We start from the raw sequence: 24,106 nt of genomic DNA, 5'->3' as shown, positions 1-24,106 counted from the left end.
AAAAAACCCAGCACTCTGCTGGGTTTGGGCAAGCTAGTTAAACACCTTCGTGAGTTTTAATATTTTTAACCTTTAACACCCCCAGCTGTTAATCCACCAATAATCCAACGCTGGCAGATCAGAAAGGCCACGGTGATTGGCAGCCCCGAGAGCACGGCAGCGGCGGCGAAGTCGCCCCAGCGCTGATTATGGTCGGCCAGGTACTGCTGGGCGCCCACCGCCAGGGTGAGCTTATGCTCATCCACCAGCAGCACCGAGGCCATGGGGTACTCCATGATGCTCATCACAAACGCCAGGATGAACACCACCATCAGAATCGGCACCGACAGCGGCAGCAGGATGTAGCGAAACGCCTGCCAAGTGCTTGCCCCGTCCACCATGGCGGCTTCTTCGAGCGACCCGTCGATGGATTCGAAGTAGCCCTTGATCGTCCATATATGCAGCGCCACTGCGCCCAGGGAAGCGACAATCAGCGCGCCGTGGGTGTTTATCCCTAGCCAGCCGACGAACTGACCCAGCCGGTCGAACAGCGCGTAGAGTGCCACCAGCGACAATACTGCTGGGAACATTTGGAAAATCAGCATGCCTTTCAATAGCGGCTCCTTGCCCTTAAAGCGCATGCGAGCAAAGGCGTAGGCACTGGTGGTGGCAAGCATCAAAATCAGCAACGAGGACACCACGGCGACTTTGATCGAGTTCCATAGCCACAGCAGCACGGGGAAGGGCGGCTGGATCACGCTGCCGTCGGCGCGCTCCCAGGGAATACCCAAGGCCAGCGACCAGTGTTCAAGAGAGAAACGCTCGGGGATCAAGCTCCCCGAGGCAAAGTTGCCCTCACGAAACGAAATTGAAATCACCAAAAGCAGCGGAAACACGATCAGTGAAACAAAGCCGATCAGCGCCAAATGGGCGCCCCATCGCCGTGAGCGAATGGAGCGGGGTTGAACCATCGCCATCGTAAACCTCCTAAACCTTAACCTTGGAAAGCCGCAGATTGATGACCGACATGCCCACCACCAGCAGAAAGATCAGCGTGGCAATCGCCGCCGCCAGGCCGAAGTTTTGGCCAGCATCCTGGAAGGCGATTCGGTAGGTGTAGCTCACCAGCAGGTCGGTGGTGCCCGCGGGCGTGCTGGCACCCAGAATGTCCGGGCTGCCCCCGGTGAGCAGCGCAATCAACACGAAATTATTGAAGTTAAAAGCAAAGGCGGCGATTAACAGCGGTGTGAGCGGTTTGATGATCAGCGGCAGGGTGATCTTCATCAGGTTGGTGATCGGCCCGCCGCCGTCTACCGCCGAGGCCTCGTAAAGATCGCCGGGGATCGACTGAATCAGCCCCATGCACAGCAGCAGCATGTAGGGGTAACCCAGCCAGGTATTGACGATCAGCAGCATGGTTCGGGCTAGCCAGGGGTCGGTAAACCACTCCGGCGAAATGCCGAACAGTGCCTCCAGAATCATGTTCACCTCACCAAAATGCTGATTGAACATGCCTTTGAAAATCAGAATCGAAATAAACGCTGGAACCGCGTAGGGCAGTATCAGCAGCGTCCGATAGACCGCCTTGCCCTTGAGCTGATCCCACTGCAGCAGCGAGGCGAGGACAAACCCCACGGCCAGGGTGAACAGTACGGTGAGCCCGGCAAACACGAAGGTCCAGACAAAAATCTGCATAAACGGCCCGCGTATATCCGGGTCGGTGAAAATCTTGGTGTAGTTGGTGAAGCCCACGTTCACCGGCCACCCGGGGGTGATGCGTTCTCCGTTTTCGGTGACGAAAAAGCCGATATCGTTGTCCGGCGTCAGCACCTGATCCTCTTGCCGATCATAGAGGCTGCCGTTGTCACGCATCTCATAGCGGTCGATCATTGGCGCGAACTGGCGCAGACCCGCCATACGCAGCTCGGTGCCCCCGGGCGTTTGCAGGCGTAGCGCCTGGAGGGCGTCGCGGGCCTGGATGGCTGCGCGCATGGGAAGCGGCTCACCTTCGGGCGGGGTGTCTACGGCTTGGGTTGGAACGCGACGAACTTCGCTGTTAGTTAGGTTGAGCGCGGCGGATAGTAGCCGGTCGTTGTCGCCCGCAGGGGTGTCGCTTTCCAGGTAAAGGCGCACCAGCTCGCCTTCCTGGTAAAGCGAATAGGAAAAGGCAGCGCCTTCAGCCTGGTAGGTTTGATTGGTCAGTTGTGCGCGTACACGTTCCTGGCTAAGCAGATTGTCCGAGCTGTAGTTGCTGAAGCTGATGCCAACGGTATACACCAGCGGAAAAATGACAAACACGCCAAGACCGGCCACGGCAGGGAAAATATACCGGTGGCTCATCAGCGAACGTCGGCTGAACACCACGCCCAGCGACGTGCCAAGCACCAAAAAAAGCAGCGCAAATACCCACTGGCCGTGCATGTAAAAGGCCATCACCAGCCAAAGCAGGGCCAGCACCATCAGCCCAATCAAGCTGCGCATTGCCCAGCGGGAATAGCGTTCGGCCAGATGGCGAGAGCGGTGGCGGGGCAAGCCCCGCGAAGCATTCGTGGTAAACATGAAAGATGTCCTGCGAAACTGCCCAGCCTTGCCAACGGAGTGCCATGGCCGGGCAGTGAAGGAAAGGCGAGTGGCTACTGACGCATACGCCGCGCGGCGGCATCCAGCGCTTCCTGGGGTGATTGACGCCCGCTGCCGATGTTTTGCAGCGCGGGCTCCATGGCTGCCCAAAAGGCGCCCATTTCGGGAATGTTCGGCATCGGCATGCCAACTTCGGCGTTTTCAAGCGTGGCGGCAATATTGGGGTTGTCGGCCAGTTCCGCTTGATAGTCGATGTGGGCCACGGCCCCCAGCGACCCATCGCTGTTGAAGGTGCGCATACCCTCCTCGCTAAGCAGGTAGTTTTCCAGGAACTCGACGGCCAGAAAATCATTGGGCGACGCGGAGTTGATCATTGCCGTCATAACGCCAAACATGGGCTTGGCACGTTCGTCGCCCACCTTGGGCAGCAAGGCGACGCCGTAATCAATGCCACTGCGTTCAAGGTTTGGCCAGGCCCAGGGGCCGCTGATCATGGTCGCTACTTCGCCCTTGTTAAAGCGGTTATCCATGATGCTGTAGTCGGTTCCCCGCGGTATCACGTCGCTTTCGATCAGCTCGACTAGCAGTTCTGCACCTTGCACGGCGCCTTCGTTGTTAACGCCAATATCGGTAACGTCGTAGCCTGCGTCGGTTCGTTTAAACGGGTAGCCACCGTTAGCGGCTAGCAGTGTCCAACCGTAGTAGGGTTCGCTGTAGTCGAACAGGATGGCTTTTTTACCCTCTTGGGAAAGCGTCTTGTCCAGCTGCATTAGCTCGGCAAAGCTCTCCGGTGGGGTGTCCACCAGGGCCTTATTATAAATAAGACCGAGTGATTCCACTGAAATGGGGTAGCCGTAGGTTTCGCCATTCCATAAGGCGGCTTCCCAAGTGAAGTCGTAAAAAGACTCGCGGAAGCTGTCACTAGGCGCTACCTGTTTTAGTAAGCCACTTTGTGCCCACTCGCCCATCCGGTCGTGGGCCCAGATCACGATGTCCGGCCCTTGGCCACTGCCCGCCGCCTGTTGAAAACGGTCGGTCAGGTTATCCGGAAAGACCACCTCAACTTCTATGCCCGTCTCTTCAAGAAACTGCTCAGCCAGCAACTGAATGCCTTGCTGGCCTTTGTTGTCGCCCATCCAGATCGTTAGCCGGTCATCTTCGAACGCGAAGGCTGGCAGGGTAGCGCTGGCAGCCAAAGTGGCTGTGAGTAGCGGTCTGATAAAATAGCGTAGCGTTGCCATCGAGTAATAACCTCATTGTTGTTGTGGTCATTTATTTATCAACTTCCGCAGAGTGGCCAATTATGCGCAAGGTCACCTCCTCCTTAGGGGGCGTAGCAGTGGCGTATATCAAGGGCGTAGAGTAAAAGTGGAAGGAGAAGGATTGATATGAAGTGCTGAGTGCGTTGATAGAGCAGAAACCGTGGTTATTTTGTAGTAAAATTACACGAATTATTGCGTATAATGCCCCCTTTACGGTAGATTTTAGGTAATCTAACTACATTAGATGCCTAATTATAAACAGGAGTGACGATGAGCCAGTCCACTGCTTCCCAAGGTGCACCGCTGGGCGATCCGAATCACGCTATTGATTTAGCGCTGTTTGGAGCGCTGGGTGATCTTGCCATGCGCAAGCTATTTCCTGCCTTATACCATCTTGATCGCGAAGGCTTGATGCCTGAAAGCACGCGCATTATGGGGCTGGCTCGCCATGAGCACGACGCTGCATCGTTCCGAAAAATGGTTAACGACGCGTTGCAGAAACGGCTGAAAAGCAGCGAGCAGGATAAGCAGAGCCTCGAGCGTTTTCTCGCCCGCCTAGATTATTTAAAACTCGATTTTTCCAGCGTTGAAGGTTACGACGCCATTCGCCAGTGGCGAAAGGGCTCACCGCGCCCAATGGTGGTCTATCTTTCCGTTGGAGCACCTATTTATGGCGATATCTGCCGTCACCTGCAGGCCAGTAAAAGCCTGGATGATGAGTCCCGCGTGGTGGTTGAGAAACCCATCGGTTACGACCTGCACTCCTCGGTCGAAATTAACGACGCAATTGGTGAAGTGTTCCCCGAGTCGCGGATTTACCGCATCGACCACTATTTGGGTAAAGAGACCGTACAGAACCTGATCGCACTGCGTTTTGCCAACCCGCTGTTTGGCACCCAGTGGAACCAGAACAATATCTCTCATGTGGAAATTACCGTTGCCGAAAAGGTAGGTATCGAAGGGCGCTGGGGCTATTTCGATGAGGCGGGTCAGCTACGCGATATGGTGCAAAACCACCTGCTGCAGCTGCTGTGCTTAATCGCCATGGATCCGCCCTCTAACCTGGATGCCGATGCCATTCGCGATGAAAAGGTCAAGGTGCTTAAAGCACTTAAACCGTTTGTGGGCGAGGCGCTTGGTCGCGATGTAGTACGAGGTCAATATATCGCGGGCACTAGCGATGGCCAGTCGGTGCCGGGTTACCTGGAAGAAGAGGGCGCCAACACCCAGAGCCAGACCGAAACCTTTGTGGCCATGAAAACTGAAGTGGCTAACTGGCGCTGGGCAGGTGTGCCGTTCTACTTGCGCACCGGTAAACGGATGCCGGAGAAGCTCTCGCAGATCGTTATTCACTTCCGTCAGCAGCCCCACTATATCTTCGACCCGGATCAGCGCGGCATCGCCTCTAATAAGTTGATTATTCGCCTGCAGCCGGAGGAGGGTATTGCCCTGCAAGTATTGACCAAAGATAGCGGTTTGGATAAAGGCATGCGCCTGCGCCCGGGTCCGCTGCATTTGGACTTCAACAGCGCATTTCCCAAATCGCGGATACCCGATGCTTACGAACGCCTGCTGCTCGAAGTCATGAAAGGCCAGCAGTACCTGTTCGTGCGTCGCGATGAAATTGAACACGCCTGGCGTTGGTGCGACCAGCTCATCGATGGCTGGAAAAAACGCGACATGCCGCCGCGTCGTTATCCCGCAGGCTCTTGGGGGCCAGTCGCTTCCATCGCCATGATTACCCAGGATGGCCGCAGCTGGTACGAGGATTATTAATATGAGTCAAGCACGCCAACAGTTGGCCGAGCAGCTTGCCGAAGCCGTGTTTCAGGGTCTGCAAGACGATTTAAACCACCAGGAGCGTGTCCTGCTGGTGGTTTCTGGTGGCTCTACGCCAGTGCCTTTTTTTAAGGCGCTGGCGGCCAAATCGCTGCCCTGGGAGCGGGTAGATGTAACGCTGGCCGATGAGCGTTGGGTAGACCAGCAGAGCAGCGATAGCAACGCCAAGCTGGTGCGTGAGCATCTGCTCCAGGGCGAGGCATCGGCGGCCACTTTTATACCGTTAACTTGCAGCGCGGCTACACCTGAAGAGGGCGTCGATGAAGTTGCCAAGCAAGCAGAAACGCTAGCGTGGCCTGCCAGCGTGGTGATTCTAGGCATGGGCGGTGATGGTCATACGGCGTCACTGTTTCCCGACAGCCCTGAATTGACCCTGGCACTTGCCACGGAGGAGCTGTTAGTGGCGGTCAGAACGCCTAGTCAGCCGCAACCCCGGATTACTTTTTCGGCCGATCGCCTGCATCAGGCACGGCGGCATATTCTGCATATCACCGGCGATGATAAACGCGCCGTATTGGCCAAGGCACTAAGTGGCGACGATGTTCGTCAACTGCCTATTCGTGCCTTTTTAACCTGCCCACTGGCCATTTATTGGGCGCCTTGAGCGCTAACTGCCTTAGCCAATAATAAGTTGCTTGGAGACTCACTAATGACTATCGACAAACAGTTACCTTCTACACGCACTGCAGAGCTGGATAGCATCTGCTTGAAAGCCGAGGTGATTCCGGTCATCACTATCGAGCGTTTGGAAGATGCGGTACCGCTAGGCCGCGCCCTGGTAGAGGGTGGCTTAACCGTATTGGAAATTACCCTGCGCACTGACTGCGCGCTTGAAGCAGTGAAGCGTATGCGTGAAGCGTTGCCCGGTGCCAGCATTGGCGTGGGCACGGTGCTGACGCCCGCCCAGTACCGCCAGGCCGAGCAGGTTGGCGCTGACTTTGTAGTAACGCCAGGCGCCACGGAAGCCCTCTATCGTTACGGCGTTGAAAGCCCGGTGCCCATGCTGCCGGGGGTCTCGACAGTTTCTGAACTAATGACCGGCTGGCAGTACGGTTACCGTCGGTTCAAGTTCTTCCCGGCGGAATCCAGCGGTGGAGCCAAAGCCATCAAAGCGTTTGGCGCGCCGATTCCTGAAGCCCGCTTCTGTCCCACTGGCGGTATCACCGTCGACAACGCCGATGATTATCTATCGCTGCCCAATGTGATGTGCGTAGGTGGCTCCTGGCTAACACCCAAAGCAATGGTGGAAGCGGAAGATTGGGATGGCATCCGTGAGCTGGCCCGCCAGTCCGCGGAGCGCTTTCATCACTAAATAGGCATCCACTAGCAACCCGTCGCGGGCCGCATAAATGCATACCCTAGTTATGGTTTTAACCATTACTAGGGTTTTTTTATAGTGAAGTTTTGTCATTCGCGTATCGTAACCGCCTGCGTACGACCAAAGACGTATAACGGGCTATATTCAGCTCAATTAAAATGACGGCAAGATTTGTCTGACATTTCGCTATTCGCGCATACATAAAGGTGCGTGCCACTTACAATGATGATGAGGTGAGTCAAAATGCACGCGTTGACCTTGGCGTCCTTCCTGTTTTTTACAGGGCTTGTCGCCTTTATCACTTGGCGGATCACCCGCCGAGATGACCACTCAAGCACCAGCGGCTACTTTCTTGCCGGACGTACGCTAACCTTCCCGCTGATTGCCGGCTCTCTATTGATGACCAACCTCTCCACCGAGCAAATGGTGGGGCTCAATGGGGCGGCCTTTTCTGATGGTTTAAGCGTAATGGCCTGGGAAGTGGTCGCGGTTATCGCCCTAGTGGCGTTGGCGCTATTCTTCCTTCCGCGGTTTTTGAAAAGTGGTATTGCTACGCTGCCGCAGCTTCTCGAAATTCGTTTCGATAAAACGACTCAGCTAATCACCAATATCATCTTCTTGATTGCGTACGCGGTGATTCTGCTACCGATCATTCTCTATTCAGGTGCCATCGGCCTGCAGGGCATGCTCGATCTACAGGGATTAACCGGCATTGAGTCTTCGACGACGCTGCTTTGGCTAACGGTGTGGATCGTCGGTATTATCGGTTCCGTGTATGCCCTGTTTGGTGGCCTGCGCACGGTTGCAGTATCCGACACGCTCAACGGTGTTGGCCTCCTGATCGGCGGTTTTGTGATCGTCTATTTCGGCCTGCAGGCCGTGAGTGACGGCAGCGGCATCATGGAGGGTTGGAACATCCTCAAAGAGAGCGACCCGGATAAGCTGAATTCGATTGGTGGTGCTGATCAGCAGGTGCCGTTCTTTACCCTGTTTACCGGCGTTTTCCTGATTAACCTGTTCTACTGGAGCACCAACCAGCAGATTATTCAGCGTACCTTTGCAGCCAAAAACCTTGCCGAAGGTCAGAAGGGCGTGCTGCTGACCGGTCTCTTCAAGCTGCTGGGACCGCTCTACCTAGTACTGCCCGGCATCATTGCTTATCACCTTTATGCCGATCAGGGCGTGCGTGCCGATGAAGCCTACGGTCATTTGGTTTTTAACGTACTGCCGCCGTACCTCACCGGGTTTTTCGCTGCGGTGATGGTCGGTGCGATCCTGTCGTCGTTTAACTCAGCGCTTAACAGCACCACCACGATTTTCAGCCTGGGCATCTATAAAGGTGTGCTGAATAAAGAGGCCACGGAAGAGCAGGTGGTTAAATCGGGTAAAGTGTTTGGCTGGATTATGGCCATTCTCACCATGATCATTGCGCCACTGCTGGCAGGTCAGGAGAGCCTGTTTGGCTACCTGCAGAAGATGAACGCGATTTACTTTATTCCGATTCTTGCCGTGGTGCTGGTCGGGCTGCTAACCAAACGTGTTCCGCCAATGGCGGCCAAAATCGCCCTGATCGGCGGCTGCTTATTGATCGCCGCCGGTTACTTTGTGCCACCGTTTACATTGCTGCCGCAGATAATGCACGAGTTCCACTTCGTGGCGCTGGTCTTTGTATTACTGGTGGCGGTGATGCTGATTATCGGCAAGGTGCGCCCAAGGGAAACCGACTGGATTCAGGAGCACAGCGGCGATGTGGATCTAACACCCTGGAAAGGGGCGGTACCCGCCGGTATCGTTTTGGTCGTGTTAGTGATCGTTATGTATATTAGCTTTGCTGGCTGATTGCCCGCCTTGTAGGTAATAGGTGAAGCCGTAACAGAAAGGCCCCGCTAGTATCCGCTAGTGGGGCCTTTTGCTGGGAGGTTCGTGGGAGAGTTATGCCAGACGTAGCGGCGGTTCGGCTAATCCTTTAATGCCGGTTTCGACCACATAGAGCGAGCCTGCGGTGGGCTCTTGGGCCAGCTGCTCAGCACTGAATCCCTCTTGCGCCGTGGTGATATACAGCGTTTTCAGATCAGGGCCGGCAAATGCCGGGCAGGAGGGTTGGCTGACCGGCAGCTCGACGCGGCCTATTATTTCACCGTTAGGATCCAGGCGAACGACCTGCCCAGCCCCCCATAGCGCTAGCCATAGGCAGCCTTCGCTATCCATTACCGCGCCATCGGGATTACCTTGGCTGGAGAAAAAGTCCGCCCAAGGCTGCGGCTCGCCTTGCGGCCAGCCGTCGCTATCCAGCGCCCAGCGCATCACTACACCCGTCACGGTGTCGGTAAACCAAGCGAATTCGCCATCTGCGGAGAAGCAGATGGCATTGGGAATCGTTAGGCCTGAACGCAGCCGCGAGAGCTCACCGCGATGCAGGCGGTAAAGGCTTCCAGCGCCTCTTTCAGCGCTTTTACCCATGCTGGAAAGCCACAGGCTGCCGTGGCGATCAATGCGGGCGTCATTACTGCGGGTGATGGGGTTATCGGCCTCGAAATCACTCAGCTTTTCGATACTGCCGCTGCTTGGGTCGAAGCGGCTTAAACGGTCTTCACCGACTAACAACAGGCCACCTTCAGCAAGGGGCGCTGCCAGAGACACCCGATGATCGAGCTGATAGTGGCCGCTTTCCCCGGTGGCGGGGGATAGCCAGTGCAGCTGTTTTTCCAGAATGTCGCACCAATAAAGGCGCTGATTTTTGGCGTCCCACTGCGGGCCTTCACCCAGTGAGCAGCGGCAATCGACAGCTAACTCGGCCTGCCACGTTGAAACACTCATATCGGTATTCATTATTGTTGGTTCTCCTTATTGTTCTCCCGCTAACCAGGCATCGACGAGGGCTTGAGCCTGTTTCCCCACCTGAGAGGCGCTTTGGCCAGGTTTGTATAATGCGCTACCCAGACCTGCACCATCGACACCCGCTGCGCGCCATTCGGCGAAATTATCGACTCCAGCGCCGCCGACGGCATACAAAAGCGTGCCTGCCGGAAGCACGGCGCGTACTGCTTTCATTCCTTCTAATCCTACCTGCACTGCGGGGAAGAGTTTAAGCCCGGTGGCGCCTGCATCCAGCGCATCGAAGGCCTCAGAAGGCGTCACAATACCCGGCCAGCTGGCCATGCCGAGCTTATGGGTTTCTTCAATCACCGCTGGCCGACAGTTGGGAGAAACGATTAAGCGTCCACCAGCAGCGTGAACTTCACGCACCTGAGCTGGAGTGAGCACCGTACCCGCACCAATGACCGCACGCTCACCAAATGCGTCGACCAAGCGGCGAATGCTCTCCAGCGGGTTGGGTGAGTTAAGCGGTACCTCAATCTGGGTGATACCCGCGGCCAGCACCGCTTCCGCGACATCCACGGCCTCATCAGGCGTTACACCGCGTAAAATTCCAATCAGTGGCAGCGACATAGCCAATTTCTCCATGCTTAATTTATTTTAACGCGCGATGGGCGAGGCGCAGGCCTGCTAAGACGGCGGTGTCGCCATCCACATGTTGTGTCTGATAGCCGATCGCATTGAGTGCCAACGTGTAGCGCTGACTAAGCGCTTGGTTGCCAATCAGCATGATTGGCTTATCGCTGGGGCACTCACGGCAGGCGCCAGCAAGCTCAAGGCCAATGGCGAGCCCAGAGAGCCTGGCCGCAAGAACGGCCCCACGCGTGTCGCCAGCAGGTAGCCGGCCATCGAGTAAATCTTGCGCGCGCAGCCCGAACAGGCGGCTACTAAAGGTTTCGGGGGCTTGATGAATCTCGCTGACGGCCGAAATAAAAGCTTCACGGCAAGCTGCATCGTTAAGATCATCCCTTGCCGCTGAAGGTGATAAAACGGAATGCTTCAGCACCGACTGGTTGGCGAGCAGTTGGTAAAGCTCGCCGGTCAGGTAGGTCGAAAACCCGCTCACCGCGCCCGCTTCCAGGGTTGCCCATTTGGCGTGAGTGCCGGGCAGGCAGGCGAGGCCAGTAAAATCTGGCGAATCAGCGACGAGCCCTGCCAACTGGGTCTCTTCACCGCGCATCACATCAAAGTGAGTCGCGGTACCACGGGTTTGGCTTAAACCAGGCAGCAGGTAAACAGCTAGCTGGTTACCCGTAAGCGTTGGTGTGACTGCGCCTTGGCTAAGCTGGTCAAGCCGCGTGGGTACCGGTAAATAGGCGGCTTCCAACCAGCCCTGACGGGCGCCTGCCATACCGCACACCATCACCTTAGTCGTGCCGGTGGCGGGTAGCCAATCGCCCACCAGTCGCAGCAGCTCGGCCTCGTACTCGTCGGCCTTCAGCGCCAGCATGCCTTTGTCGCTACTGGCTTGGGCAATCACTTGGTCGTGCTGATCCAGCCCCCAGGCACGCAGATTGCTGGAGCCCCAGTCCACGGCAATCCAGGTCAGCTGATGTGCTATTTCAGGCGTTTCACTCATCACGGTTGATCCCATGGTTTACCACTCCGCAATCGAGCCATCTTCATGAGTCCAGACCGGGTTCCTCCAGCGGTGGCCCACCTTGGCGCGCTCCTCAACGAACTCTTCGTTGATCTCGACACCCAGGCCTGGGCCTTGGGGAATGGCGCAGAATCCATCTTCAATGGCGAGGGCGGATTTATCGACCAGGTAATCGAGTACGTCGTTGCCCTGGTTGTAGTGAATGCCCATGCTCTGCTCTTGGATAAAGGCGTTGTGGCTGACCGCATCCAGCTGTAAAGACGCAGCCAAGGTTAATGGGCCCAGCGGGCAGTGGGGCGCTAAGGCGACGTCATAAGCGGAGGCAAGGGCGGCGATTTTGAGACCTTCGCTAATGCCGCCGCAGTGGGAAATATCCGGCTGAATAATGTCGATCATGCCGTCGGCCAGCAAATCGCGGAACTGGAAGCGGGTATGCAGCCGCTCGCCCGTGGCCAATGGATAGCCCAAACCACCGGCTATATCTTTCAAGCAGGGCAGGTGTTCGGGGGCAACCGGCTCTTCCACAAACATCGGGTGAAAGGGTTCCAGCTCCCGCAGCAGCGCTTTGGCCATTGGGCGGTGCACGCGGCCGTGGAAGTCGATGCCGATGCCTACATCTGGCCCAACGGCGTTGCGGGCTTCTGCTACCCGGGCGACGGCTTCATCGACCTTGCGGTGTGAATCGACGATCTGCATTTCAGGAGTGCCGTTCATTTTGAAGGCTGTGAAGCCTTTGTCGACCAGCGCTTTAGCGCCAGCGCCCACGTCGCTGGGGCGGTCACCACCCGTCCAGGCATACATGCGCATTTTGTCGCGCACGGCACCGCCTAATAACTGATGAACGGGCACACCCAGGTCACGGCCTTTAAGATCCCACAGCGCCTGGTCAATACCGGCAATCGCGCTCATCAGAATAGGGCCCCCACGATAAAAACCGGCGCGATACATGATGTTCCAAAGATGCTCGATGCGGTGAGGGTCTTGGCCGATCAAGTAGTCAGAGAGCTCGTGCACGGCGGCTTCAACGGTTGCCGCGCGGCCTTCAATCACCGGTTCACCCCAGCCGTAGCAGCCTTCGTCAGTCTCAATTTTAAGGAACAGCCAGCGCGGAGGAACTTGCCAGGTCTTGAGTTTGGTAATTTTCATGTTCGGTCATCCTTCTGAATAGAAAGTATTCATTGCGTAATGGTCAGCTGACGATGCCAAGGTCGATGGCCGTGCGGCGCAGTACTTCTCTTGCGGCGGATTCTGCGGCGCTGGCATCGCGGTTGCGGATAGCGTCAAGCACCTGGCGGTGGCGGGCTAGGCTGTCGTCTAAGGTGTCAGTGCGGTGTTGCGAGCGGTGTATTAGCGCCATGATCGAAGGGCGCAATAAATGGCCCATTTGCCGCCAAACTAAATTGTGGCTGGCCCGGTAGGTGGCGTCGTGAAAGGCGACGTCGTACTCGGCATGTTCAGCACGCGAATCAACACTGCCTGCGCTGCTCTCCATGCCTGCAAAGGCGCTCTCCAAACGTTCTATGTCTTCAGCCTGGGCTGCCTGGGCAGCGAGTCCTGCGACCACCGGTTCAGCAGAAAAACGAAAGGCGTAGATGGCTCTGACCAACTGCGGGTCAAGGTTGACCAGTCCGGTCATCCATTCGCTCATTAGTGGGTCGAGTAGATGCCAATCACCCATCTCGCGAACCAGCGTGCCACGGCCCGCGGTACGCTCTAATAAACCCGCAGCGGTGAGACTGGTGAGTGCGTTACGCACTTGGTTACGGCTAACGGCAAAGTGTTTGCCGATATCCAGCTCACGGGGGAAAACATCGCCTGGCTGCCAATGGCCTGCCAGCAGGGCCTGGGCGAGTAAACGGGCTAACTGTTCAGCGCCCCCCTGGTGTGGCGGTAGAGCGTCCAGCGTCATCGGTCATCTCTTGTTCTTTATTGGATGAACCCTAGTCTAGTAAATGTCTGACATTTCCACAAGCGAGCAGCTTTAGACATAAGTCCGAATTAGATTGGCGACGAGTCGACCCCTAAGAAGCATAAAAAAAGCGCGCCTGCGTGGGGCGCGCCATTTGTTAATGGGTTATAGCTCTACTTAGTTAGCCAATAATATCCGCTCGCGTTGGCAGCGCTGCGTAAGCGCCTGGCCGGGTGACCGCATGGGCGCCACAGCGGCAGGCGGTATTCACTGCGCTGAGTAGAAAATCCGTATCGCTCTGCCAGTGTTCATTGATGCCATGGGCCGAGAGCTCCGCCAACAGCCCGCCAATAAAGGCGTCGCCTCCGGCGGTGGTGTCGACCGCTTCCACTTTGGGTGGCGCAATGCGCTGGTCGATGCCGACGCCTTTGATTACGACATCATTGGGGCCGTCGGTAATCAAAATAACTTTTACCCCTGCCGCAAGCCGCTCTGAAAGCCACGATTCTGCAGGATGATCAGCGCGCAAGTAGTCGAGCTCTTCCTGGGAGAGCTTGAGCAGCTCAGCGCCGTCTAGCAGTTGCGTGACTAAACTGGCATCCGCTTCGCCGCCGGGCCACAGGTTGTGGCGTAGGTTGGCATCTACACTGACCAGGCAGCCTGCGCGCTTGGCCATGGTGGCCATCGCCAGGGTAACGTCGGCGATCTCTGGGTCGGTTAGGCTGTTACTGCACAAGTGCAGAATGGCAGGGTTCTCGAATACGCCATGGGGTAAATGCTCAAGGCGATAAAGCAGGTCAGCAGCGGGCGGGCGATAGAAATCAAAAGTGCGTTCGCCCACGTCATCCCGGGAAACGAACGCCAGCGCCGTGCGGGCTTCTTGGGTAAATACCACGCCGCTGGTGTCGACACCGTGGCTTTTGAGTTCACGCACCAAAAAATACCCGAACGTATCGTCGCCCGTCATGCCTAAAAATTGGCTAGGAACGCCCAAGCGGGCGCAGGCGACCGCCACGTTAGCGGGAGCACCACCGGCGTAGGGTGTAAAGGTTTCCTGGGCATCTGTAGCCGCCCCTAAACGGCTGGAGAGCATATCAACCAGGGCTTCGCCAAACGCGATAACTGGCGTCATAAGTGGCTCCTTAGTGTCATTAACGTAATAGTTGTTTTGTACCGCGTCGTTTTTATACAAATAGCCTTATGCCACGCAGTGGCCACGGGCAGCTTCAAGCAATTCATACCACACTTCCCGGGGCAGCGTGGCAGGGCCTTTGAGCATGTCGCTGATTCGCTCTGGCTTAACGCTGCCAATCACCGGTACTGGCGAGTTAGGAAAACTACGCAGCCATGCCAGCGCTAAAGCGCTGGGGGAGCTATCAAGCTTTGTCGCCCACTTAGCCAAACATTCGCCAACGGCGCCTTGCATCAGTTGCCCGCCTGCCAGCGGTGACCACGCCATGGGGGCGTGGCCATCGGCGCATAGATCATCAAAGCTGCCGTCAAACAGCGGCGTTGTGTGGGTAATCGAGAGCTCGATTTGGTTGGCTGATAAGCGGTGATGCATGGCGCCCTGCAAGCGCCGCCACTGGCTGGGCAGGTGGTTGGAAACCCCTGCAGCGCCAATTTTGCCTGCTTCAATGGCGTCGTCCAGCGCGCGGCCGGTCGCTTCTGCGTTCATCAGCAGATCGGGACGATGAATCAGGAAATGGTCGAGGCGTTCGACATTCAAACGCACAAGTGAGGCATCAATGGCACTATTAAGATAAGCAGGGTTAGCGTTGTAGTGCTTTATCTTACCCGAACCGGGGGCGGGGTTGTCGTTAGCGATGCTCGCTTTAGTGACGACATTAACCCGCTGAGCCAGGGCAGGGCGCGCCCGTAGCGCGGCGCCAAAAAGCGTCTCCCCTTGGCCGCTGCCGTAAATGTCCGCATGGTCAAACCAGTTAAGGCACTGCTCCAGGCGCGCTTCGATCCATTCTGCTAATCGCTCGGGTTCGTGCATGGCGGGTGTTTCGTGCAGACGCATCATGCCAAGTAAAAACGGCACATCAAAGGTGGCGGCGGGCATAGCAGGTTCCGTATTGATGTTGTTAGAAGTTGTGATCAGAAAACCTCTTCGTTATGCAGTGCTTCGGCGGCACCTAACAGCCCTGTCCAGGGCGCAGTTACCACCCACACGGGGATGTCAGCGTTATAGGCGCCCATACGGCCTTTATTGACAAAGGCGGCGCGCAGCTCGCTTTTTGGCAGCCACTCAAGCAAGCGCGGGAGAATACCACCGCATAGATAAACTCCGCCCCTTGCGCCCATGGTAAGGGTGGCGTCGCCGCACACATCGCCAAGAATTTTTAGAAAGCGCAGCAGGGCAGTCGTGGCGAGGCTGTCACCTTCATTGGCCGCTGTGGTCACCTCTGCTGGGCTAGTTAAGTGCGGCTCAACTCCCTCAAGGGTGCAGTAGGCTTGATAAAGCTCCAATAAACCCTGACCGCATAAGATGCGTTCTACGCTCACCCGTTTGTGGCGCTGCAGAAATACATCCAGCAGTGCCTGCTCGGTACTGTCCGTGGGGGCAAAGGTGACGTGTCCGCCTTCGGTGGGCAGCGGAATCCAGGCGTGTTGTCCAGGAAATACCCCGGCAACGCCCAGCCCAGTGCCTGGGCCGATAATTAAGCGTGTGGAGTGTGCCTGGGTTTGCCCCGGCTGAACTTCGACCAAATCACTGGATGCCACATGGGGAACGCCCAGCGCCTGGGCGGTAAAATCGTTTATGACCTTGAATAGCGCTAGATTCAACTGTTGCTGAACGTCACTTTTCAAAAAATCCCAATGGTTATTGGTCATTTTGACCCGTTCAGCGTGAACGGGGCAGGCGAAGGCTAAACACGCCTCTTGGGGCGCGTTGTCACCGGTGGCGCCCACGCGCCCCAGATAATCCTGCACCGCTTCCACGACGCCAGGGTAGTCGGCGCAGGGTAGGTTCAATATATCGTGCGGGGTTATTTCACCGGGAGAGACCAACGCCAAGCGTGCGTTGGTTCCCCCGATATCGCCGATGAGTGCCGGTCGCATCAGGCATCCTCTTCTGAGATTTGCCCCTGCTGACGGGCGAGATCATCGGCTTCAAAGCCACCGAATACACCAGCGCCTTCTTCACCGCGCATGGCCAGGTGGCGGAAGCCCCCAAACAGCTCGCGACCCAAGCCCACGTGGTAGTGATCCAGGTTGCCAATGGCCAGTTCCCGTTTAGCCCAGGTGGCGGGGTCGACTTTGGCTTCGAGCGTACCGGCGTTGGCATCCAGACGTACAATATCGCCATCACGCAGTTTGGCCAGCGGGCCGCCGTCCAGGGCTTCGGGGCTCATGTGAATGGAGGCGGGTACTTTGCCTGATGCACCCGACATGCGGCCATCGGTGACCAGTGCCACTTTAAAGCCACGATCCTGCAGTACGCCCAGGAAGGGGGTTAGCTTATGCAGCTCGGGCATGCCGTTGGCTTTGGGTCCCTGGAAGCGAACCACCACAATCACGTCGCGATCCAAGTCGCCGGATTCGAAGGAGGCTTTCATTTCGTTTTGATCTTCGAAGATCTTCACCGGCGCTTCTACCACGCGATGCTCTTCCGTCACTGCGGAGACTTTGATCACACCGCGACCCAGATTGCCTTTCATGACCGTCAAGCCACCCGTCGGCGCGAACGGTGTCGCTACCGGGCTGAGCACGTCTTCATCAAGGCTTTTTTCGGGGCCTTCGTGCCAAACGATTTTGCCATCTTCAAGGAACGGCTCTTGAGTGTAGGCGGTTAGGTCGGTGCCGAATACGGTGGGAATATCGCCGTGAATCAAGCCCGCGCCCAGCAGTTCGCGGAACAGATAGCTCATGCCACCTGCCGCTTGGAAGTGATTGATATCGGCTTGGCCGTTGGGATACACCCTCATCAGGCTGGGGGTGACCGCTGAAAGATCGGTGAAATCGTCCCAGTTCAGGGTAATGCCCGCAGCGGCGGCCATGGCGATCAGGTGCATCGTGTGGTTGGTTGAACCACCGGAAGCCAGCAAGCCCACCACGGCGTTAACAATCGCGCGCTCATCAATCTGCTTATAGAACGGGCGGTAGTCGCCACCGGGTTCGGTGTTGCGGATCGCCTGCTCGGTGGCATAGCGTGTCAACGCTTCGCGCATTTCGGTGCCAGGGTTTACAAAAGAAGTGCCGGGCAGGTGTAGGCCCATCATCTCCATCATTAGCTGGTTGGAGTTGGCGGTGCCGTAGAACGTACAGGTGCCGGGGCTGTGGTAAGAGTCAGACTCGGCTTCGAGCAGCTCAGCACGGCCAACCTTGCCCTCGGCATAGAGCTGGCGAATGCGCGCCTTCTCTTTATTGGGTAAGCCGCTGGGCATGGGGCCCGCGGGTACAAACATGGCGGGCAGATGGCCAAAACGCGCCGCGCCAATAAACAGACCCGGCACGATCTTGTCGCACACGCCCAGATAAAGCGCGGCATCAAACATATTGTGCGAGAGGCCTACAGCGGTGGCCATGGCAATCACATCCCGGGAAAACAGCGATAGCTCCATGCCCGGCTGGCCCTGGGTGACACCGTCACACATGGCCGGAACGCCACCGGCAAACTGGGCGGTAGAACCCATGGCACTGGCGGCTGCTTTAATCGTTTCAGGAAACGTCTCAAACGGCTGGTGCGCCGAGAGCATATCGTTGTAGGACGAGATAATGCCCAGGTTGGCGCTATTCATTAGCTTGAGTTCGTTTTTATCACGCGGGTTACAGGCCGCGAAACCGTGAGCCAGGTTGCCGCAGCTTAGCTCAGCACGGTGCACGCCACGTTTGTGCTGGTCAGCCATGCGCCGCTCGTAGAGGGCGCGACGCTCAGCAGAACGCTCACGAATGCGCTGGGTAACCTCAGCAACGGTGGGGTTTAACGTAGCAGGTGTTGAGCTCGGCATAGGGACCTCTGCATGATAGAGACGGTGAGTGAAGCTTGTAGTTATTTTACATTTTTTGGCGTCGAAATAAGAGACTTTACGGCAATAAAAACCACATTTGTAGTTTTATTACTCGAATGTGAGGTGGCAAATACACCACGCGAAAAATCTAAATAAAGCCTTAACATCCTGACAGGGTGGAAGACCCGCTAATGAAATAGCAAGTATAGCACTCAGGCTTTTGCTACCATTTTGCGCTTTGCCTTTGAATGTTTGATGACCCCTAGTGGGCTGGAGCCTGCATGCACGCCATTGTTGACCACATTCAGTCAGTTGATCTCAATGCCGGTGAAGAAACGCATCGTTACTTGGATACGCTGACCAAGCCGCCAGGTAGTTTGGGTGCCTTGGAAGAGCTGGCTATTCAACTGAGCGCCATCACCGGTGAACTCAAGCCCAGCGTGACGCCGCCTGCGGTGGTTGTGTTTGCCGCCGATCACGGGGTTGCTGATGAGGGGGTGTCAGCTTTTCCCCAAGCAGTGACCGCTCAGATGGTGGCCAACTTTGCCAACGGAGGGGCGGCGATTAATGTCTTCGCCCGTCAGATAGGCGCGCTGGTCGAGATTGTGGATGTGGGCGTCGCTTCGCCTTTAACACTGCCTGGGGTGACCTCCGCCAAGGTGCTCCATGGCACCGCCAATATGGTGTTAGAAGACGCGATGCAATGTGATCAAGCCATAGCCGCGATTGATGTGGGTATTGCGGCCGTTAATCGAGCAAAAAGGGCAGGTGCAAAGTGCATTATGGTGGGTGAAATGGGCATCGCCAATACCACTGCCAGCAGCGCAATGTTGGCGGTGCTGACGGGTGAGTCAGTAGCAAACGTGGTGGGCGCCGGAACCGGGATTAACCCTCAGCAGCAGGCGCACAAAGTGGCGGTGATTGAACGCGCTATCGCTGCGCGTAATGCTGACTCCCAAGCTCCTCTAGAGGTGCTGGCCAAGTTGGGTGGTCTGGAAATAGCCGCTATGACCGGTGCTTATCTGGCAGCAGCAGCCCAGCGTTTACCGGCCATTGTGGATGGCTTTATTGCCACCGTCGCAGCGCTAACCGCTTGCCGTCTATGCCCCGCCGTTCGTGGCTATCTGATTTTTGGCCATCGCTCCCAGGAGCCAGGCCATGATGTGGCATTAAAAGCGTTGGAGGCCAAGCCGCTTCTCGATATGGGCATGCGACTAGGCGAAGGCAGTGGTGCTGCGCTGGCGTATCCATTGCTGCAAGCGGCGACAGCGATGGTGGCGGAAATGGCTACCTTTACCGATGCCGGTGTTAGCGATAAGGCATCACCATGATCCCAGGCGCCACTTTTGGCGGTATTGTTCTGATCATCTTCGCGATCGCCATTGATTTAGTGGTTGGCGATCCGCGCTCATTGCCACACCCGGTGGTGCTGATCGGGCGCTTTATCAGCGCTTTTGAGCGGCTATGGAATCGTGGCACGGCGCAGCAGCGCAAAGTTAGTGGCTTTCTGCTAACCATTATTGTCGTCGGCGGCGTATGGGGTATTAGCTGGCTAACGCTGACGCTGCTGGAACGCTTGCACCCAGGGCTAGCGCTGATCGCCGAGCTTTGGCTGCTCTCTACTACGCTGGCGATCAAAGGCTTGGGCGATGCGGCCCGCGCCGTGATCCAACCGCTTTCTCAAGGCGATTTGCCTGCCGCCCGCAAGGCGCTGGGGATGATTGTTGGCCGCGATACGCAAAATCTAGACGAAGCGGAGATTACCCGGGGCACGGTGGAAACAGTGGCGGAAAATACCGTTGACGGCATTACTGCGCCGCTATTTTTCGCGCTGATCGGCGGGGCGCCGCTAGCGCTGGCGTACAAGGCAGTCAATACTCTTGATTCGATGGTAGGCTACAAAAACCAGCGCTATGCCAATTTTGGCTTTGCCTCTGCCAAGCTGGACGATCTAGCTAATTGGGTACCGGCACGCTTAACCGCGCTGTGTCTATGGCTCGCAGGCTTGCTATTAAGCCTTTCAGGTGTTGTACGATTGCGCTGGCAAGGCGCACTGTGGGGCACCTTCCGCGATGCACCGCGCCACCCCAGCCCCAACGCCGGTTGGCCAGAAGCCATAGTGGCCCGTTTGCTCGGCGTGCAGCTGGGCGGCACCAATTTCTATGGAGGCGAGGTCTCACACCGTGCGACCTTGGGTGAGCCGCTTGAGCAACTGCGTGTTGCCCATATCAGCACCACACTTCGTTTAATGCACGGCGCCTGGATACTGTTTATGTTGCTGCTTGCTGGGGTAATAGCTGGATTGATGTTTATGCTGCGAGGATCGCTATGAGTACTCCTCTATTGCCCAACGCTCCATGGCCCAGGCATGGCGGCCAGGCCGAGACGCTGCTGGCCCATTTCGGCTTGCCCGCCGATCACCGCCTGGACGACTTTAGTGCCAATCTTAACCCCTTGGGGCCTCCGGCGTGGGTTAGCGATTGGCTGGCTAAGCAACTGGCAGGTCTTGAGCGCTACCCCGCGCCGAATTACGCCGCTGCACGCCAGGCCATCGCCACCCATCACCAGCTTCAGCCCGAACAGGTATTGCTCACCAACGGTGGCGCTGAGGCTATTTTCCTCGCCGCCGCGCTGCATGCGGGTAAGCGAGCGGCGATTATTACCCCAAGCTTTGGCGAGTATGCCCGCGCTTGCCGCGCCCATCGGCTTTCAATCAGCGAGATCGCGCTGCCCGCGCCGCACTTCACGCTGGACATAGACGCGCTAACGGCTGGGCTTAACGACATCGATGTGCTGTTTCTATGCCGCCCCAATAATCCGACCGCTACGCTTATCGATATTTCAGCAATGGAAGACCTGTTGAATTACACCGCTGTGATGGATTGTCGCGTTGTGGTCGACGAAGCCTTTATCGATATGGTGGGTGAGACGCTGGGCGAGACGTCACAAGAGGCGTCGCTGGCACCGCTACTGGCGCGCTACCCGCATCTGCTGCTGCTCCACTCAATGACCAAGTTTTATACCCTGCCGGGGCTCCGGCTGGGCTACCTGCTGGCGGATGCGACCACGGTTCAAGCGGCACAGGATCATCAGCCACCCTGGAGTGTCAACCACCTCGCGGCTGAACTGGTGGCGCCACTATTGGCAGATGATGCCTTTGCCCGGCGCACCCAGCGGTGGTTGGCTAGCGAGCGCTCGCGCATGGCTGAGGCGCTTGCTCAACTAGGGCTGGAAGTCGTGCCCAGCCAGGCGTGTTTTTTTCTTATCCGGCCCAGTGCCGCGCAGGCAATCACCAGCGATGCGTTATTTGAGCAGCTGCTACGCCGGGGTATTTTAGTGCGTCATACCCATAATTTTGCCGGGCTCAATGGTGATTGGCTGCGGGTAGCGCTGCGCGATGCCCCTGCTAATCGACGGCTGATAAGCGTGTTGAAGCATGTTTTGGAAAATATTTTGGAAAAAGGAACTGCATGATTGTCTTCGTTAGCGGCGGGGCGCGTTCCGGCAAAAGTGATATCGCCGAGCAGCTAGCAGTTAGTGCAGCAGGCAGTTCGCCCTGTTACTACTTAGCCACCGCAGACATATACGACGACGAGATGGCTGAGCGGGTGGCGCGTCATCGTCAATCCAGGCAAGGGCAGTGGCACACCGTTCAATGGAAAACGCTAGAGGCACCGCTGCATATTGATCAATCGATTGCCCAGGTGCCTGATGGTGGCGCCGTGCTGCTGGACTGCTTAACGCTATGGGCCAGCCAAGTCCTGTACGCCAGTAAACTAAGCGAAGAAGAAGGCTTCGCGTTGCTAGTAAACGCACTGGCTGATGCCCGCGCACGCAGCCTTTATCTAGTGATTGTCTCCAATGATATCAACGAAGCGCTGCCGCCTACGGATGCTGAAACCTGGCGCTATCTGGCATTTCTACAGCGGGCTCACTGCTGGATAGTGGCAGAGGCCGATTCTGTACTCGAAGTCGTCGCAGGCTGTGCCATTAAGTGGAAGCATCGGCAGTGGAAGCATGAGAAGGAGGTAAACGTTTGAAAAATGCCTTGTTCGGTGTGTTGCTGGCGCTGCAGTTTCTGACCCGGATTCCGATTCCAATATCCGTTCCCTGGACGCCTGACACCCGTCGCTGGGCAGTGCGGGCCTATCCATTAGTGGGGTTGATGATAGGGGGCTTGCTAGCGCTAGTAGCGCTGGGGATGCAGAACGTTCCTGCGCCGGTCAGCGCTTTGGCAGTACTAAGCGTGTGGGTGACGCTCTCGGGTGGGCTGCATTTGGACGGCATAATGGACATCGCCGATGCCCTGGGCAGTAATCAGCCCATGGCGCGCCGCTGGGAGATCATGAAAGATCCGCAAATCGGCAGCTTTGGAATGCTGGCGCTAGTGTTTTTGCTCGCCTGGAAGGGCGTTCTGCTATGGGCGTTGCTGGCCTATCAGGCTCCCTTGTGGTGGCTGTTGATGTTACCTGCACTAGGTCGCTGGGCTGGCGTTGCATTACTGGTGCTAACACCCTGCGCCCAGCAGAAGGGCTTGGCGTGGAGCTGGCAGCAATCGCTTAGCGGCCAGGATGTGGCACTAGCGCTGGTGCCGATTGTGTTGATAGCCCTGTTAGCGCCCGCGATAGTGTTGATGATGCTAACGGTTACTGTTTTCGTGTTACTAATCCGCTGGCTAATGTTGCGACTGTTTAACGGCATTAACGGCGATATGGTAGGCGCTACCATCGAAGGAGGAGAGCTTTGGCTACTGATCTTACTGTGGAGCTGGTGGCAGTTCGCCACGGTATCACCGCTTGGAATTTAGAGCGCCGTTATCAAGGCCAGCAGGATATTCCGCTGCTGTTTCCCGAGGCTGAAGATGGGTTGCTGGCACTGCGTGACGCACTGGCGCATGAGCGGTTCGATGCTATCTATTCAAGCGATCTTAGCCGCTGCCAGCAAACCCTGGAGTGGGCTGACGTCACCAAGGATGGCGTGCCGCTTGTACTTGAGCAACGCCTGCGTGAGCTTGATTTTGGAGAGTACGAAGGCAAAGTTTACGATGAGCTGAAAGACTTGCCCCATTACCGTGCCTGGATTGATAGCGTGGGCGAGCTGCAAATTCCCGGCGGAGAATCGGCGGCCCAACTGCGTGAGCGTTTAGGCGCTTGGTTGCATGATCTGGCTCTGGCTACGAATGGCCGCGTCGACGGCCATAAAAAGATTCTGGCCGTCACCCATGGTGGCGTGATTCGTGAGCTGCGCCGCCGCTTTGAAACGATTCATTTCTGGGACGGTACCGTGCTCCAAGCCCAAGGCAGGCGCTGGCAGCTTATTTATCAGCAAGACGACCATGGAAAAGGGGAATGGCAATGCAGCTCTTCATCGGCGGTGCCTGCGCTGGCAAACGTGACGCTGTAACCGCACGCTTTCCCACCGCAAACGGGTGGCGGCTTGATGCTGCTAAGCCCTTCAGCGATAGCCAGCAAGCGCTCGTAGCCGACATGCCGCTTGTTATCACAGGTGTGCTTGAATGGCTTAGCGTTGCACTTGAGCGTGACGATAACGATGCCCTGCGCCAGCAGTGGCAGAGCGATATGGCAGCACTCTGCCAGCGCGCCGAAGAGCTAAACGCACCGTTAATCATCATTGCCAACGAAGTTGGCCGTGGGATTGTGCCCATGCAGCCCGAGCAGCGCCGCCTGCGCGATCTTAATGGCTGGTTTGTTCAGGATGCTACTGCCCAGGCTGAACAGGTGTGGTATGTCCGGCATGGGTTGGCGATGGCGGTTAAGTAGTTAG

23 protein-coding genes are annotated in these 24,106 nt (G+C 56.9%); 11 read left to right on the top strand and 12 right to left on the bottom strand.

The genetic code is table 11. The features are described from left to right. Window positions 1-65 precede the first annotated feature (65 nt). The 3 genes from malG to malE all read right to left on the bottom strand — a co-directional run bounded on the left by malG (window position 66) and on the right by malE (window position 3,800). Entirely contained in the window at window positions 66-956 is an 891-nt protein-coding gene (malG, locus tag YERSI8AC_RS14210; protein WP_159176952.1) for a maltose ABC transporter permease MalG, read from the bottom strand. 10 nt (window positions 957-966) lie between these two features. Then, a complete protein-coding gene (gene malF, locus YERSI8AC_RS14205; protein WP_159176951.1) occupies window positions 967-2,538 on the bottom strand; it encodes a maltose ABC transporter permease MalF in 1,572 nt (523 codons plus the stop codon). A 74-nt stretch (window positions 2,539-2,612) separates the two neighbouring features. Then, on the bottom strand, window positions 2,613-3,800 hold the full coding sequence (malE, locus tag YERSI8AC_RS14200; protein ID WP_138800813.1) for a maltose/maltodextrin ABC transporter substrate-binding protein MalE: 1,188 nt from the start codon (window positions 3,798-3,800) through the stop codon (window positions 2,613-2,615). 291 nt (window positions 3,801-4,091) lie between these two features. Here malE and zwf point away from each other — a divergent pair, with 291 nt between their 5' ends. The 4 genes from zwf (at window position 4,092) to YERSI8AC_RS14180 (ending at window position 8,817) form a co-directional block, all read left to right on the top strand. Then, window positions 4,092-5,597 carry a glucose-6-phosphate dehydrogenase gene (gene zwf / locus YERSI8AC_RS14195; protein ID WP_022523034.1) on the top strand — a complete coding sequence of 502 codons (1,506 nt, stop codon included), beginning with the start codon at window positions 4,092-4,094 and terminating at the stop codon, window positions 5,595-5,597. Between the two features lies 1 nt (window position 5,598). Then, entirely contained in the window at window positions 5,599-6,264 is a 666-nt protein-coding gene (gene pgl / locus YERSI8AC_RS14190) for a 6-phosphogluconolactonase (protein ID WP_159176950.1), read from the top strand. Between the two features lie 45 nt (window positions 6,265-6,309). After that, the gene (locus YERSI8AC_RS14185; protein ID WP_022523036.1) at window positions 6,310-6,972 is read left to right on the top strand and encodes a bifunctional 4-hydroxy-2-oxoglutarate aldolase/2-dehydro-3-deoxy-phosphogluconate aldolase; all 663 of its coding nucleotides are present in this window, start codon (window positions 6,310-6,312) and stop codon (window positions 6,970-6,972) included. 249 nt (window positions 6,973-7,221) lie between these two features. Continuing rightward, the gene (locus YERSI8AC_RS14180) at window positions 7,222-8,817 is read left to right on the top strand and encodes a solute:sodium symporter family transporter (RefSeq protein WP_009287074.1); all 1,596 of its coding nucleotides are present in this window, start codon (window positions 7,222-7,224) and stop codon (window positions 8,815-8,817) included. Between the two features lie 93 nt (window positions 8,818-8,910). Here YERSI8AC_RS14180 and YERSI8AC_RS14175 read toward each other — a convergent pair whose 3' ends face one another. The 9 genes from YERSI8AC_RS14175 to edd form a co-directional block, all read right to left on the bottom strand. After that, a complete protein-coding gene (locus YERSI8AC_RS14175) occupies window positions 8,911-9,807 on the bottom strand; it encodes an SMP-30/gluconolactonase/LRE family protein (RefSeq protein WP_159176949.1) in 897 nt (298 codons plus the stop codon). A gap of 15 nt (window positions 9,808-9,822) precedes the next feature. After that, the gene (locus YERSI8AC_RS14170; protein WP_258955969.1) at window positions 9,823-10,443 is read right to left on the bottom strand and encodes a 2-dehydro-3-deoxy-6-phosphogalactonate aldolase; all 621 of its coding nucleotides are present in this window, start codon (window positions 10,441-10,443) and stop codon (window positions 9,823-9,825) included. 7 nt (window positions 10,444-10,450) lie between these two features. Then, window positions 10,451-11,449, bottom strand: coding sequence for a 2-dehydro-3-deoxygalactonokinase (locus tag YERSI8AC_RS14165; protein WP_159176948.1), 999 nt, complete (start codon window positions 11,447-11,449; stop codon window positions 10,451-10,453). Between the two features lie 3 nt (window positions 11,450-11,452). After that, window positions 11,453-12,601 carry a galactonate dehydratase gene (gene dgoD / locus YERSI8AC_RS14160; protein WP_159176947.1) on the bottom strand — a complete coding sequence of 383 codons (1,149 nt, stop codon included), beginning with the start codon at window positions 12,599-12,601 and terminating at the stop codon, window positions 11,453-11,455. Between the two features lie 43 nt (window positions 12,602-12,644). Next, window positions 12,645-13,364: a FadR/GntR family transcriptional regulator gene (locus YERSI8AC_RS14155; RefSeq protein ID WP_159176946.1), complete on the bottom strand. Its 720-nt coding sequence runs from the start codon at window positions 13,362-13,364 to the stop codon at window positions 12,645-12,647. Window positions 13,365-13,545: 181 nt separating this feature from the next. Beyond that, complete coding sequence (locus tag YERSI8AC_RS14150) at window positions 13,546-14,496, bottom strand: carbohydrate kinase family protein (protein ID WP_159176945.1); 951 nt, start codon at window positions 14,494-14,496, stop codon at window positions 13,546-13,548. A gap of 66 nt (window positions 14,497-14,562) precedes the next feature. Next, window positions 14,563-15,432 (bottom strand): aldo/keto reductase, encoded by an 870-nt coding sequence (locus YERSI8AC_RS14145; protein WP_159176944.1) that lies wholly within the window; start codon window positions 15,430-15,432, stop codon window positions 14,563-14,565. Between the two features lie 35 nt (window positions 15,433-15,467). Next, window positions 15,468-16,433: a glucokinase gene (glk, locus tag YERSI8AC_RS14140; RefSeq protein WP_041158613.1), complete on the bottom strand. Its 966-nt coding sequence runs from the start codon at window positions 16,431-16,433 to the stop codon at window positions 15,468-15,470. After that, window positions 16,433-18,322, bottom strand: coding sequence for a phosphogluconate dehydratase (gene edd, locus YERSI8AC_RS14135; protein ID WP_022523045.1), 1,890 nt, complete (start codon window positions 18,320-18,322; stop codon window positions 16,433-16,435). The genes glk and edd overlap by 1 nt, the downstream gene beginning before the upstream one ends. Window positions 18,323-18,603: 281 nt before the next feature. Between edd and cobT the strand changes: the two genes are divergently transcribed. The 7 genes from cobT to YERSI8AC_RS14100 are packed head-to-tail and all read left to right on the top strand — an operon-like array spanning window position 18,604 to window position 24,102. After that, window positions 18,604-19,653, top strand: coding sequence for a nicotinate-nucleotide--dimethylbenzimidazole phosphoribosyltransferase (gene cobT, locus YERSI8AC_RS14130; RefSeq protein ID WP_138800807.1), 1,050 nt, complete (start codon window positions 18,604-18,606; stop codon window positions 19,651-19,653). After that, the gene (gene cbiB / locus YERSI8AC_RS14125) at window positions 19,650-20,654 is read left to right on the top strand and encodes an adenosylcobinamide-phosphate synthase CbiB (protein WP_138800806.1); all 1,005 of its coding nucleotides are present in this window, start codon (window positions 19,650-19,652) and stop codon (window positions 20,652-20,654) included. Before cobT ends, cbiB begins: the two co-directional genes overlap by 4 nt. Then, window positions 20,651-21,796: a threonine-phosphate decarboxylase CobD gene (cobD, locus tag YERSI8AC_RS14120; RefSeq protein WP_138800805.1), complete on the top strand. Its 1,146-nt coding sequence runs from the start codon at window positions 20,651-20,653 to the stop codon at window positions 21,794-21,796. Before cbiB ends, cobD begins: the two co-directional genes overlap by 4 nt. Beyond that, window positions 21,793-22,362, top strand: coding sequence for a bifunctional adenosylcobinamide kinase/adenosylcobinamide-phosphate guanylyltransferase (locus YERSI8AC_RS14115; protein ID WP_022523050.1), 570 nt, complete (start codon window positions 21,793-21,795; stop codon window positions 22,360-22,362). The genes cobD and YERSI8AC_RS14115 overlap by 4 nt, the downstream gene beginning before the upstream one ends. Then, window positions 22,359-23,129, top strand: coding sequence for an adenosylcobinamide-GDP ribazoletransferase (gene cobS, locus YERSI8AC_RS14110; RefSeq protein WP_159176943.1), 771 nt, complete (start codon window positions 22,359-22,361; stop codon window positions 23,127-23,129). The genes YERSI8AC_RS14115 and cobS overlap by 4 nt, the downstream gene beginning before the upstream one ends. Beyond that, window positions 23,066-23,725 carry a histidine phosphatase family protein gene (locus YERSI8AC_RS14105; protein WP_159176942.1) on the top strand — a complete coding sequence of 220 codons (660 nt, stop codon included), beginning with the start codon at window positions 23,066-23,068 and terminating at the stop codon, window positions 23,723-23,725. Before cobS ends, YERSI8AC_RS14105 begins: the two co-directional genes overlap by 64 nt. Next, entirely contained in the window at window positions 23,677-24,102 is a 426-nt protein-coding gene (locus YERSI8AC_RS14100; RefSeq protein ID WP_159176941.1) for a bifunctional adenosylcobinamide kinase/adenosylcobinamide-phosphate guanylyltransferase, read from the top strand. The genes YERSI8AC_RS14105 and YERSI8AC_RS14100 overlap by 49 nt, the downstream gene beginning before the upstream one ends. Window positions 24,103-24,106: the final 4 nt, after the last annotated feature.

The sequence above is a fragment of the Halomonas sp. 113 genome (assembly GCF_904067645.1).
Taxonomy (GTDB): Bacteria; Pseudomonadota; Gammaproteobacteria; order Pseudomonadales; family Halomonadaceae; genus Vreelandella; species Vreelandella titanicae.
The sequence above is the reverse complement of the archived record's forward strand: the minus strand, read 5'-3'. Positions and strand labels throughout refer to the sequence as shown.